At 63.8% G+C, this 13456-nt stretch carries 9 protein-coding genes; all 9 read left to right on the forward strand.

All coding sequences use genetic code 11. The features are described 5' to 3' along the window. The first annotated feature begins 31 nt into the window (after window positions 1–31). Window positions 32–2728: an aconitate hydratase AcnA gene (gene acnA, locus UP09_RS20115; RefSeq protein WP_044540019.1), complete on the forward strand. Its 2697-nt coding sequence runs from the start codon at window positions 32–34 to the stop codon at window positions 2726–2728. Window positions 2729–2777: 49 nt separating this feature from the next. Then, window positions 2778–3803, forward strand: coding sequence for an isocitrate/isopropylmalate dehydrogenase family protein (locus UP09_RS20120; protein WP_044540020.1), 1026 nt, complete (start codon window positions 2778–2780; stop codon window positions 3801–3803). Between the two features lie 149 nt (window positions 3804–3952). Then, on the forward strand, window positions 3953–5602 hold the full coding sequence (locus UP09_RS20125; RefSeq protein WP_044540021.1) for an acetolactate synthase large subunit: 1650 nt from the start codon (window positions 3953–3955) through the stop codon (window positions 5600–5602). A 47-nt stretch (window positions 5603–5649) separates the two neighbouring features. Next, on the forward strand, window positions 5650–6843 hold the full coding sequence (locus UP09_RS20130) for an iron-containing alcohol dehydrogenase (protein ID WP_156164688.1): 1194 nt from the start codon (window positions 5650–5652) through the stop codon (window positions 6841–6843). Further along, the gene (locus tag UP09_RS20135; protein WP_044540023.1) at window positions 6836–7513 is read left to right on the forward strand and encodes a poly(R)-hydroxyalkanoic acid synthase subunit PhaE; all 678 of its coding nucleotides are present in this window, start codon (window positions 6836–6838) and stop codon (window positions 7511–7513) included. The genes UP09_RS20130 and UP09_RS20135 overlap by 8 nt, the downstream gene beginning before the upstream one ends. Before the next feature lie 44 nt (window positions 7514–7557). After that, window positions 7558–8607: a class III poly(R)-hydroxyalkanoic acid synthase subunit PhaC gene (phaC, locus tag UP09_RS20140; RefSeq protein WP_245302078.1), complete on the forward strand. Its 1050-nt coding sequence runs from the start codon at window positions 7558–7560 to the stop codon at window positions 8605–8607. Between the two features lie 9 nt (window positions 8608–8616). After that, window positions 8617–10578, forward strand: a complete 1962-nt coding sequence (locus UP09_RS20145) for an acyl CoA:acetate/3-ketoacid CoA transferase (RefSeq protein WP_044540025.1) — start codon at window positions 8617–8619, stop codon at window positions 10576–10578. Window positions 10579–10598: 20 nt separating this feature from the next. Then, a complete protein-coding gene (locus UP09_RS20150) occupies window positions 10599–11534 on the forward strand; it encodes an alpha/beta fold hydrolase (protein WP_245302076.1) in 936 nt (311 codons plus the stop codon). Window positions 11535–11552: 18 nt separating this feature from the next. Next, window positions 11553–13456 (forward strand): acetate--CoA ligase (gene acs, locus UP09_RS20155; RefSeq protein WP_044540026.1); only part of this gene is annotated, 1904 nt, incomplete at its 3' end.

The raw sequence follows: 13456 nt of genomic DNA on the forward strand, positions 1-13456 counted from the left end.
AGATCGTCTGCCCGAAAGGATCGTTGACCCCATGAACAGCCTTGACAGCTTCAAATGCCGGAAGACGTTGACCGTCGGCGGACAGGCCTACACCTATTTTTCTCTGCCCGACGCCGAGAAGAACGGTCTGGCGGGCATTTCGCGCCTGCCGTTCTCGCTCAGGGTTCTGCTGGAGAACCTGCTACGGTTCGAGGACGGGGGCTCGGTGACGCGCGCCAACATCGAGGCGCTGGCGCGATGGACCGAGGACCGCGGATCGGCCGGCGCCGAGATCGGCTTTCGTCCCGCGCGTGTCCTGATGCAGGATTTCACCGGCGTCCCTGCAGTCGTCGATCTTGCCGCGATGCGCGACGGGATGGCGAGGCTCGGCGGCGATCCCTCGCGGATCAATCCGCTGGTGCCGGTCGACCTCGTGATCGACCACTCCGTCGTGGTTGATCATTTCGGCAATGCGCATGCGTTGCGGGACAACGTCGCCCGTGAATACGAGCAAAATGGCGAGCGGTACGATTTTCTGAAATGGGGGCAGGGCGCCTTCGCTAATTTCCGCGTCGTGCCGCCGGGCACCGGCATCTGCCACCAGGTCAATCTCGAATATCTGGCGCAGACAGTCTGGACCAAGCAAAGCGACGGCGAGACCTTCGCCTATCCCGACACGCTGGTCGGTACTGACAGTCACACCACCATGGCCAATGGTCTGGCCGTGCTCGGCTGGGGCGTCGGCGGCATCGAGGCCGAGGCCGCGATGCTCGGCCAGCCGCTGTCGATGCTGGTGCCACAGGTCATCGGCTTCAGGCTGTCCGGCAAGCTGCGCGAGGGCGTTGTCGCAACCGACCTCGTCCTCACCGTCACCCAGATGCTGCGCAAGAAGGGTGTGGTTGGAAAGTTCGTCGAATTCTTCGGGCCAGGCCTCGACCACATGACGCTTGCCGACCGCGCTACCATCAGCAACATGGCGCCGGAATATGGCGCAACCTGCGGCTTTTTCCCGGTCGACCGGGAGACGTTGAACTATCTCGATCTCTCCGGCCGCTCGAGTGACCGGATCGCGCTGGTCGAGGCCTACGCCAAGGCGCAGGGCCTGTTCCGGACACCGGGCATGCCGGATCCGGTCTTCACCGATACGCTTGAATTGAATCTCGATGACGTGGTGCCGTCGCTCGCCGGCCCGAAGCGTCCCGAGGGCCGGGTCAGCCTCGATGTCGCCAAGACCAACTTTCTCGCCGCGCTTGAAAGTGAGTATGGCAAGCAGGGCCACGCCGCGAAGCAATTTGTCGTCGAAGACAAGGATTTCAAACTTGGCCACGGCCACGTCGTCATCGCAGCCATTACCTCGTGCACCAACACGTCAAATCCGTCGGTCCTGATTGGCGCCGGCCTTTTGGCCCGGAATGCGGCGCGCAAAGGTCTCACCGCAAAGCCCTGGGTCAAGACATCGCTCGCGCCTGGTTCGCAGGTCGTGGCCGAGTATCTTGAAAAGTCCGGCTTGCAAACGGATCTCGACGCCCTCGGCTTCTATCTTGTCGGCTTCGGCTGCACCACCTGCATCGGCAATTCGGGGCCACTGCCGCCCGAGATTTCGAAGTCGATCAACGATAATGGCGTGATCGGCGCGGCGGTGCTGTCCGGCAATCGGAATTTCGAGGGACGGGTCTCGCCCGACGTGCAGGCGAACTATCTGGCATCGCCGCCGCTTGTGGTCGCCTACGCGCTCGCAGGTTCGCTGCAGATTGATCTCGCGAGCGAGCCTTTGGGCACGGGATCGGATGACGCGCCGGTGTATCTCAAGGATATCTGGCCTTCCAACACCGAGATCGAACAGTTCGTTCGCGAGAACGTCACTCGCGCGATGTTCGAGAGCAAATACGCCGACGTTTTCGAGGGTGATGCCAACTGGAAGGCCGTCAAGGTCGCCACCGGCATGACCTACCGCTGGAACATGTCGTCGACCTACGTGCAGAATCCACCCTATTTCGAGGGCATCACCATGACGCCGGCGCCGACCAGTGACATCGTCAGCGCGCGGATCCTTGGTCTGTTCGGTGACAAGATCACGACCGACCACATCTCGCCCGCCGGATCGATCAAGGCGTCGTCGCCGGCGGGCGAATTCCTGCGCGGCCGCCAGGTGCGACAGGAGGACTTCAACCAGTACGGCACGCGACGCGGCAATCACGAAGTGATGGTGCGCGGCACCTTTGCCAACATCCGCATCAGGAATTTTGCCGTGAAGGACGGGGGCGGCAATACGCCTGAGGGTGGCTGGGCCGTGCATCAACCGTCCGGCGAGCGGATGTCGATCTTCGATGCCGCGATGCGCTACCAGCGCGACCATGTTCCGCTGGTCGTCTTCGCCGGCGTCGAATATGGCAACGGCTCGTCGCGCGACTGGGCGGCGAAGGGCACCAAGCTGCTCGGTGTCCGCGCCGTGATCGCGCAGAGCTTCGAGCGCATCCATCGCTCCAATCTGGTGGGGATGGGCATCCTGCCGTTCGTCCTGGACGAGGGCGCCTCCTGGAAGAGCCTCGGCCTGACCGGCGCCGAGCAAGTCTCCATCACCGGGCTTTCCGACATCGCGCCCCGCCAGCGCATAACCGTCGACGTCACGATGGATGACGGCTCCGTGAAACAGGTGCCGGTGACCTGCCGTATCGATACGCTGGATGAGCTCAACTATTACAAGCACGGCGGCATCCTGCCCTATGTGCTGCGCCAGCTCGCGGCATGACGTGGGCTGATCCTATTGAACGCTTCACGATAATTCTGGAGAAACAGAGATGTCAGGCAAAATTCCGGCGACGTTGATACCCGGTGACGGGATCGGTCCAGAGATCACGGAAGCGGTGACGCGCATCCTCGATGCAATGGGCGCACCATTCGAGTGGGATGTGCAGCAGGGCGGCATGGCCGGTATCCAGAGCGGCGGCGATCCGCTGCCGGGGACATTGATCGACAGCATCCGCCGCACCAAGCTGGCGCTGAAGGGGCCGCTGACGACGCCTGTCGGTGGCGGCTTTCGCTCGGTGAACGTACGACTGCGCGAGGAGTTCGAGCTCTATGCCAATTTGCGGCCGGTGAAGACCATGGTGCCCGGCGGGCGCTATGAGGACATCGACCTCGTTCTGGTCCGGGAGAATATCGAAGGCCTTTACGTGGCGTTCGAGCATTTCATCGCCGTCGGCGACGATCCGCATGCGGTCGCGATCTCCTCGGGCGTCAACACGCACGCGGAGGCGCGGCGGATTGTCCGCTTTGCATTCGAGTATGCGCTGGCTCACGGCCGGAAAAAGGTCACCGTGGTGCATAAGGCGAATGTGCTGAAGGCGCTGACCGGGCTGTTCCTGCAGGCCGGCCGCGAGATCGCCAAGGAATATGAGGGGCGTGTCGCGATGGACGACCGCATCGTCGATGCCTGCGCCATGCAGCTCGTGATGAATCCCTGGCAGTTCGATGTCATCGTCACCACCAATTTGTTCGGCGATATCCTGTCCGACCTGATGTCAGGCCTCGTCGGCGGACTCGGCATGGCACCGGGCGCCAATATCGGCGAAAAGGCTGCGATCTTCGAGGCGGTGCACGGCTCAGCCCCGGATATCGCGGGCAAGGGGATCGCCAATCCGCTCGCGCTGCTGCTGGCGGCCGCGTTGATGCTCAAGCACGTCAACAAGGACGATCAGGCCGTCAGGTTGCGGACCGCGATCGAGCAGACCTTACAGATCGACAATGTGCGGACGGCGGATCTTGGCGGCAAGGTCTCGACAGCCGATTTTGCCAGCGCGGTGATCAAACGCCTCGCGGCGTGACCGCCCGGACAGGGGATGATGGGCTCGGCTCGTGCCGCCGTTCGAGGCACCGGCACGAAGCAAAACTGTTTTTTGCAATTGACGAAACCGTTGGTCGAAGCACCGGCGTCTCGCCGTAGGCAGATCGATCGACAGCAGGGAGTGGATAGATGGTTAAGGGTTCTGACCTGTTGGTCGCGGCATTGGAGCATGAGGGCGTCGACCGCATCTTTGGCGTGCCGGGCGAGGAAAACCTTGATGTTGTCGAGTCGCTTCGGAATTCGAAGATCGAGCTGGTGCTGACCCGGCACGAGCAGGCCGCAGCGTTCATGGCGGCGACCCACGGCCGGCTTACTGGCCGTCCGGGCGTGTGCATCGCGACGCTCGGCCCCGGCGCGCTGAATTTCTCGACCGGCGCGGCCTACGCGCATCTCGGCGCCATGCCGATGCTGATGCTCACGGGGCAAAAGGCGATCATGAGCAGCCGCCAGGCGCGCTTCCAGATCGTCGACGTCATTGCTGCGATGAAGCCGCTGACCAAGATGTCGCGGCAGATCGTCAGCGCTGCGAGCATTCCGACGTTGGTCCGCGATGCGTTTCGGGTTGCGATGGAGGAACGGCCGGGGCCGGTTCTTCTCGAACTCCCGGAAGACATTGCCGGAGACGAGGTCGAGCCGGTCCCGATGGTGCCGATCCACCCCATCGATATCCCGGTGGCGCATCGCGCCGCGCTCGATCGTGCCGCGGCGATCATTCTGGCCGCGAAGAGGCCGCTGATCATGCTGGGCGCGGCGGCGAGCCGGCCGCGTTCGACGTTCGGTATTGCCAGCTTCGTGCGGCGCACCGGCATCCCGTTCTTCACGACCCAGATGGGCAAGGGGACGGTACCCGGCGGCACCAGTCTCTATATGGGAACAACCGCGCTTTCCGAGCGCGATTATGTCCATGAGGCGATCGACCAGGCCGACCTGATCATCGCGATCGGCCATGATACCGTGGAGAAGCCGCCATTCATCATGGGACCGCAGGGTCCCCAGGTGATCCACGTCAGCTATACGCCGGCGACGGTGGAGCAGGTCTATTTCCCGGATGCCGAGGTCGTCGGTGACGTCGGACCGAGCCTCGAGGTGCTGGCCGACCGGGTCGAGGGCAAGCTGCCGAACGCCAAGGCGCTGCTGCCGTTGCGCGAGGGCATTCTTGGCCGCATCGCGGATCGCGCCACCGAAAGCCGCTGGCCGGTGACGCCGCAGCGGCTGGTGCACGATATCCGCCAGGTGATTCCGGAGAACGGCATCGTTGCGCTCGACAACGGCATGTACAAGATCTGGTTCGCGCGCAATTACCGGACCTATGTGGCTAACACGCTGCTGCTCGACAATGCGCTCGCCACCATGGGCGCCGGCCTGCCGTCGGCGATGATGGCGGCGATGCTGCATCCGGACCGTCGCGTGATGGCGATCTGCGGCGACGGTGGTTTCATGATGAACAGCCAGGAATTGGAGACTGCGGTCCGCCTCAAGCTCAACCTGGTCGTGTTGGTCCTCAATGATGGCGCCTACGGCATGATCCGCTGGAAGCAGGCGGTCGACGCGTTCCCGGATTTCGGCCTCACCTTCGGCAATCCCGACTTCGTCCGTTATGCCGAGTCCTATGGTGCCAAGGGCTCACGCGTCACTTCGATAGACGGGCTGCTGCCGACGCTGGAAGCCGCCTTCAAGGGCGGCGGCGTCCATCTCGTCGACGTGGCAATCGATTATTCCGAGAATACCCGCGTGCTGGTCGATGAACTTCAGGCCGCGGCGCAGCATCGGCGGGCATAAGCCGGACGCATGAGCCAGTTTGGCGGGACCAAAGGATCGGGAACATGATCGGAAAATTCACCTTTCAGGCGCCGTCGAACATCTTGTTCGAGCCGGGCGCCTCGCAAAAAATCGACGAACTGGTCGCCGGCTATGGTGCGCGGCGCGTCATGCTGGTGACCGATAAGGGCGTGCGCGGGGCAGGGCTGACGCGGGGCGCCGAGGCTGCGCTGGCGGCGGCCGGCATCGAGGTCAGCGTCTTCGACGACGTTGTCGCCGATCCGCCGTCGCATGTCGTGGAAGCCGCTGTTGCGGCAGCTCGGGCCAACCAGACCGAACTTGTGCTGTCGATCGGCGGCGGCAGCGCGTTGGATACCGCCAAGCTCGTGGCCTATCTTGCCAAGACTCCGGACCGTCTTGACGACATCTATGGCGTCGGACTGGCGAAAGGCAAGCGCCTGCCGTTGCTGCTGGCGCCGACCACGGCCGGCACAGGCTCGGAAGTCACGCCGATCGCGATCGTCACCACGCCAACCACCGAGAAGAAAGGCGTCGTCTCGCCGGTGCTGATTCCGGACTGGGCGATCCTCGATCCCGAACTGACGCTGGGCCTTCCGGCGCCGGTTACGGCGGCGACCGGCATCGACGCCATGGTGCATGCGATCGAGGCCTATACCAGCAAGGTCAGGAAGAACCCGATGTCCGACCAACTGGCGCGGCAGGCGCTCGGGCTGCTGTCGGCCAACATCCGCCGCGCCTGCCAGAACGGCGGCGACCTGGCGGCGCGCTCGCAGATGCTGCTGGGATCGATGCTTGCGGGAATGGCGTTCGCCAATGCGCCGGTCGCTGCCGTCCATGCACTGGCCTATCCGATCGGCGCGATCTTCCATGTTCCGCACGGGCTGTCCAACGCGCTGGTGCTGCGCCACGTGCTCGAGTTCAATCTTTCGGCGGCCGAAGCGCTCTATGCGGAACTCGCCGAGATCGTCAGGCCCGGCCTGCATGCGACCACCCAGGCGGAAAAGGCGCGTGCCTTCATCGACGAGATGACGTCGATCGGTCGCGATTGCCAGGTCCCGGCGTCGCTGGCGGCGGTCGGCATCGGCCGGGACGACCTGAAAAGACTCGCCGAGGACGCGATGAAGCAGACGCGCCTTCTGGTCAACAATCCCCGGGAGCTGACGCTGGAAGACGCCTACGCGATCTACAGCGCCGCTTTCGACGATAGCAGCAATCGCTACGTGCAGGCCTCCCATGGCTGAGCAAAGTGACGCCAGCCCGTTTGGGCCGGTCGCTGCGCAGTGGATGGAGTCCTGGCGCGCGATGCTTGGCACCGGCGCCGGGATCAGCGAGAGCTGGTCGAATTCGATGCTGCCCTTCATCATGAAGCGCGCCGCCGAGAGCGGCTTCGGCATGGCGGCGGGCAACGATCTCGCCGAAGCCATCGAGCGGATGGCGGGAGGACCGCGGCTGGCCGACGTTCTGGATTTTGACCGGAAGCTTGCCAGCGTTGCGGTGGCCTGGAGCGAGTTGCAGAGCAAGCTTGCGGCCTATCACGTCGTCGCCGCGCGGCCCTGGATGCGCGCTGCCGAGCAGTACAATGCGCGCCGGCCGCAGCCCGGTGGCGCCGAGCCGAACGCCGGCTGGCGCGAGCAACTCGGCGCCTGGAACCAGCTTGCCAATGAGGAACTGATCGCCAACCAGCGCACCGAGGACTTCCTGGTCGCGCAAAAGCAATTGTTGCAGGCGGCGACGGAATTCCGCGCCCGGCAATCCGACATCGCCGACACGATCGCGGCCGTGCTGGGAGTTCCAACCCAACGCGATTTCGACGACGTCACCCGCCAGCTCACCGAACTCAGGCGCGAGATGCGTGCTCTGGAACGCCGGATCGGTACGTCCGGCGAGCCACCACCGCGAGGTGACGCATGAGCAGCCAGACGCCGAACAAGGGGGCGGCCGGCGGGTTCGCCGACATGACGGACAAGCTGCTCAAGGCCGGCAAGCTGCTGTCTGATATCAAGGACCGGGACGTCGATGTCGGAGCGACGCCGAAGAAGCTCGTGATGCGTCGCGACAAGGTCGAGCTGTTTCGCTATGAGCCGCTGACCGAACAGAAGGTCAGGACGCCGGTGCTGCTGGCCTATGGCCTGATCGGCCGCTATACCATGGCGGACCTGCAGGAAGACCGCTCGCTGGTCCGCAGCCTGCTGTCGCAGGGGTTGGACCTCTGGCTGATCGACTGGGGCCAGCCCACCCGTACCGAGCGCTGGCTGACGATCGACGATTACGTCGACGACTATATCCACGCCGCGGTGGAGCGCGTCTGCCGCGAGACCGGGCATGACCGGATCACGCTGCTCGGCATCTGCGAAGGTGGCGTGTTCACGACCTGCTACGCCGCGCTTCACCCGGACAAGGTGAAGGGCCTCGTCCTGACCATCACACCGATCGATTTTCACGCCGATCGCGACGATCCCGACACCCACCATGGCTTCCTCAATCTCTGGACCCGGAGCCTCGACGGCGCCGATGTCGATCGGCTGGTGGATACCTATGGGGGACTGCCCGGCGAATTCATGAGCTCGGTGTTCTCGCTGATGACGCCGATGCGCTCGCTGACCAAGTACAATATCGACCTGATCGACGTCATCGACGACGAAGCCAGGCTGATGAATTTCCTGCGGATGGAGAAGTGGCTTGCGGACCGGCCGGCTCATCCCGGCGAGGCGGCCAAGCAGTGGCTGAAGGATCTCTATCAGGAGAACCGGCTCGTCAACGGCACCTTCACGCTGTCCGGACGCAAGGTCGATCTCCGGGCGATCTCGGCGCCAACGCTGAACGTCTTCGCGCTCGACGACCATATCATCCCGCCGACCTGTTCGAAGGCGCTCGGTGCGTTGATCGGTACGAAGGACTACACGGAAATCCCGTTGCCGGGCGGCCATGTCGGGCTGTTCGTGTCGAGCAAGTCGCAGGGACGGCTGAGCAAGGGTATCGCCGAATGGCTGGCGGCCAGGGATTGAGGCGCATTGATGAAGAACAAAATCGTATCCGCCGACGAAGCCGTCGCGATCATTCGGGATCGCGACACGGTCTGCACGTCCGGTTTCGTCGGCGTCGGCACGCCCGACGAGCTCCTGATTGCGCTTGAGAAGCGCTATCGCGAAACGCGTCATCCCTCCGATCTGACGCTGCTGTTCGCCGCGGCGCCCGGTGATTCCAAGGAGCGTGGCCTGAACCGTCTTGCCCATGACGGCCTGGTCAAGCGGGTGGTCGGCGGGCACTGGGCGCTGGTGCCGAAGCTCGGCGAACTGGCGCTCGCCAACCGCATCGAGGCCTATAATCTGCCGCTCGGCTGCATCTCGCATCTTTACCGCAGCATCGCTGCGCGCGGCCCCGGCACGATTACGAAAATCGGACTGCGCACCTTCGTCGATCCCCGGCTCGAGGGCGGCAAGCTGAACGAGAAGACGACCGAGGATCTCGTTGAACTGCTGACCATCGGTGGCGAGGAGTGGCTGCGCTACAAGGCGTTTCCGATCAACGTCGCGATCCTGCGTGGCACGACCGCCGATCCCACCGGCAATATCACCATGGAGCGTGAGGCGCTGACGCTCGACAATCTGGCGATGGCGATGGCGGCCAAGAATTCGCGCGGGTTTGTCATCGTGCAGGTCGAGCGCATCGCCGCGAGCAATTCGCTCAATCCGCGGGAGGTCCAGATTCCCGGCATCCTGGTCGACTGCGTCGTGGTCGCCGATCCCGAGAACCATCCGCAGACCTATGGAACGGCCTACAGCCATGCCTTTTCTGGCCGCCAGCGCGTGCCGATGGACCGCGTTCAGCCGCTCGAGCTCGACGAGCGCAAGATCATCGCACGGCGTTGCGCGTTCGAGTTGCCGCCGGGCGGCGTTGTCAATCTCGGCATCGGCATGCCGGAAGGCGTGGCGGCAGTCGCCGCCGAGGAGCATATGCTGAAATATCTGACGCTGACGGCCGAGCCGGGCGTCATCGGCGGCATGCCCCAGGGCGGGCTCAATTTCGGCACCGCGCTCAATCCGGACGCCGTCATCCACCAGAATCAGCAGTTCGATTTTTACGACGGCGGCGGGCTCGACCTCGCTTGCCTCGGCATGGCTCAGGCCGATCGTGCCGGAAACGTCAATGTCAGCCGCTTCTCGTCACGGCTGGCCGGCGCCGGCGGCTTCATCAACATCTCCCAGAGTGCCAAGAAGATCGTCTTTGCCGGCACCTTCACCAGCGGCGGACTCAAGCTCGCGGTCGAGGACGAGGCTGTCCACATCCTGCGCGAAGGCACGATGCGGAAGTTCATTGCCGAGGTCGAGCAGATCACCTTCAGCGGAGACTATGCCGCGGAAACCGGCCAGTCGGTGTTCTACGTGACCGAGCGCTGCGTCCTGCAGCGAACGCCCGCCGGGCTCGAACTGATCGAGGTCGCACCGGGGATCGATATCGATCGCGATATCCTCGGCCAGATGGATTTCAAGCCGCTGATCCGCAACGTTCGCCCGATGGACGCGCGGATTTTCCGAGACCATCCGATGGGGCTGGAGCACATGCTGCTCGGCCGCAACCTTGCCGATCGCATCAGCTACGACGCGGAACGTAATACGCTGTTCGTCAACTTCGAAGGCTTCGAGGTTCGAACCGTGGAGGACGTCGATCTGGTCCGCCGCGAGGTCGAGAACGCCTGCCGGGTGGTCGGAAAGCCGGTTGCGCTGATCGCCAACTATGACGGATTCCATCTCGAGCCGCAGGTCAGCGACACCTATTTCTCGATGATCGCCTATCTCGAGAAGCGCTATTACAGCTCGGCATCCCGTTACACCACGAGCGCGTTCATGCGGATGAAGCTCGGGGAGGGGCTCGCTGAGCGCCATGTGGCGCCGCACATCTTCGAGACCCAGGCGGAAGCGCAACGTTTTGCGCGGTCGCAGGCATCCATCGACCCGTCGGGCAGGTCGCAAGCTTAGCCGTTTGCCGGAGAGACCGGATGTTTGACGGAGCGGAAGAAGTGATGGGGGAGGTCTCAGACCGCAGGTCTGGATGCCTGCAGCCGGATCGCGAGGATCGGCTGCTCGGCCTGTCGCCGTCGGGCTTTCACGAGATTGCCTATGTTGACTGGGGACCGATCGACGACGAGCGGCCGGTGATCTGTGTCCACGGCTTGACGCGGCAAGGGCGGGACTTCGACTATCTCGCCGCGGATCTCGCGGCGAGCGGGCGGCGGGTGATCTGTCCCGATTTGCCGGGCCGCGGTCGAAGCGGCCGGATCGGTCCGGACGATTATTCGCTACCGCAATATTGCTCCGACATGAACGCACTGATCGCGCGCCTTGGTGTGAGGGAGGTCGATTGGGTCGGAACATCCCTCGGCGGCCTGATCGGGATCGTGATGGCCGGCTTTTCCGGAAGCATCATCCGGAAGCTCGTGATCAACGATATCGGTCCATTCGTGTCTTCGACCGGGCTGCGGCGGATCGGCGGCTACATCGCGGACATGCCGACGTCGTTTGCGACAATCGAGGACGGCGAGACGTACTTCCGCGCGGTGCTCGCTCCCTACGGCTATCTGGCCGATGAGCATTGGCGGCATCTTGTGATCCACAGCCTGCGCTGGGACGAAGCCAGCGGGCGCTATGCCGTGTTGTGCGATCCCGCGATCGCCAAGGCTTTCAAGACGCCCTGGTTCTACGCGCCGCTGGACCTCTGGAAGTATTGGGAAGCGATCAAGGTGCCGATGCTGGTGTTGCACGGTGCCAAATCGGACCTGCTGTCGATCGACTTGACGAATGAAATGCGACGTCGGAATCGTCGCGCCGACGTTTTCCGTTTCGACGACCGTGGCCATGTGCCACCGCTGACGACGCCGGACCAGATTAAGATCGTGACGGATTTTCTGAAAGCCAAGCCACGTGAAGCCACGTGATCTCTCGGAGGTTGGTTGATGACCGCAAACGCAAACAAGTCGGCAGAGCAGGTTCATCCGGTGTCGTCCGACTGGGCCAAGCGCGCCTATGTCGATGACGCCAAATATCGCGAGATGTACGCGCGCTCGGTCAAGGACCCCAATGGCTTCTGGGGCGAACAGGCCAAGCGGGTCGACTGGATCAAGCCCTTCACCAAGGTTGAAAACGTCTCCTTCGCGCCCGGCAACATCTCGATCAAATGGTTCGAGGACGGCGAGCTGAACGTCGCCTGGAACTGCATCGACCGCCATCTGGAGACGCGCGGCGACCAGACCGCGATCATCTGGGAGGGCGACGATCCCTCCGAGTCCAAGCACATCACCTACCGCGAGCTGCACGACGAAGTCTGCAAGATGGCCAACATCCTGCGCACAAGGAACGTCGAGAAGGGCGACCGCGTCACGATCTATCTGCCGATGATTCCGGAGGCCGCCTACGCGATGCTGGCCTGTGCGCGGATCGGCGCCATTCACTCGGTGGTGTTCGGCGGCTTCTCGCCCGACAGCCTCGCCCAGCGCATCAAGGACTGCGAATCCAAGGTGATCATCACCGCCGACGAAGGCCTGCGCGGCGGCAAGAAGGTGCCGCTGAAGGCCAATGTCGACGCGGCCATTGCCAAGAGCGGCGGCGTCGACTGGGTCGTCGTGGTGAAGCGCACTGGTGGTGCGATCGATATGAACCCGACGCGCGACCTCTGGTATCACGAGGCCGCCGAGATGGTGACCTCGGAGTGCCCGTGCGAGCCAATGAACGCGGAGGATCCGCTGTTCATTCTCTACACGTCAGGCTCGACCGGTACGCCGAAGGGCGTGCTGCACACCTCCGCCGGCTATCTCGTGTTCGCCTCGATGACGCATCAATACGTCTTCGACTATCACGACGGCGACATCTACTGGTGCACCGCCGATGTCGGCTGGGTCACCGGCCACAGCTACATCCTCTACGGGCCGCTCGCGAATGGCGCGACCACGCTGATGTTCGAGGGCGTGCCGAATTACCCGGACAACTCCCGTTTCTGGAACGTGATCGACAAGCACAAGGTCAACATCTTCTACACCGCGCCGACCGCGATCCGCGCGCTGATGCAGTTCGGCGACGATCCCGTGAAGAAGACCTCGCGCAAATCGCTGCGGCTGCTCGGCTCGGTCGGCGAGCCGATCAATCCGGAAGCCTGGGAATGGTATCATCGCGTGGTCGGCGACGAGCGCTGCCCGATCGTCGACACCTGGTGGCAGACCGAGACCGGCGGCATTTTGATTACGCCGCTGCCCGGCGCAACCAAACTCAAGCCGGGCTCGGCAACCCGGCCGTTCTTCGGCGTGGTGCCCGAAATCGTCGATGCCGACGGCAAGGTGCTGGACGGCGAGACCTCCGGCAACCTCTGCATCGCAAAATCCTGGCCGGGCCAGATGCGCACGGTCTATGGCGATCATGCCCGGTTCGAGCAGACCTATTTCTCGACCTACAAGGGCAAGTACTTCACCGGCGACGGCTGCCGCCGCGACGCCGACGGCTATTACTGGATCACCGGCCGGGTCGACGACGTCATCAACGTCTCCGGCCACCGCATGGGCACCGCCGAGGTCGAGAGTTCGCTGGTCGCCAATCCCGCAGTCTCGGAAGCCGCCGTGGTCGGCTACCCCCACGACATCAAGGGCCAGGGCATCTACGCCTATGTCACCCTGATGAAGGGCACCGAGCCGTCCGAGGCGCTGCGCAAGGAGCTGGTCGCCTGGGTCCGCAAGGACATCGGGCCGATCGCCTCGCCGGACCTGATCCAGTTCGCGCCCGGCCTGCCGAAGACCCGCTCCGGCAAGATCATGCGCCGTATCCTGCGCAAGATCGCCGAGGACGAGCCGTCGACCCTCGGCGACACCTCGAC

This window comes from Bradyrhizobium sp. LTSP885, assembly GCF_000938305.1.
In the GTDB taxonomy this organism is placed as follows: Bacteria; Pseudomonadota; Alphaproteobacteria; order Rhizobiales; family Xanthobacteraceae; genus Bradyrhizobium.

Coding starts and splice junctions, on each gene's coding strand:
- UP09_RS20125 (WP_044540021.1), top strand. CDS start 3,953: ATGGTTAAGGGTTCTGACCTGTTGGTCGCGGCATTGGAGCATGAGGGC.
- UP09_RS20135 (WP_044540023.1), top strand. CDS start 6,836: ATGGCTGAGCAAAGTGACGCCAGCCCGTTTGGGCCGGTCGCTGCGCAG.
- UP09_RS20150 (WP_245302076.1), top strand. CDS start 10,599: ATGTTTGACGGAGCGGAAGAAGTGATGGGGGAGGTCTCAGACCGCAGG.
- UP09_RS20145 (WP_044540025.1), top strand. CDS start 8,617: ATGAAGAACAAAATCGTATCCGCCGACGAAGCCGTCGCGATCATTCGG.
- acnA (WP_044540019.1), top strand. CDS start 32: ATGAACAGCCTTGACAGCTTCAAATGCCGGAAGACGTTGACCGTCGGC.
- phaC (WP_245302078.1), top strand. CDS start 7,558: ATGACGGACAAGCTGCTCAAGGCCGGCAAGCTGCTGTCTGATATCAAG.
- UP09_RS20120 (WP_044540020.1), top strand. CDS start 2,778: ATGTCAGGCAAAATTCCGGCGACGTTGATACCCGGTGACGGGATCGGT.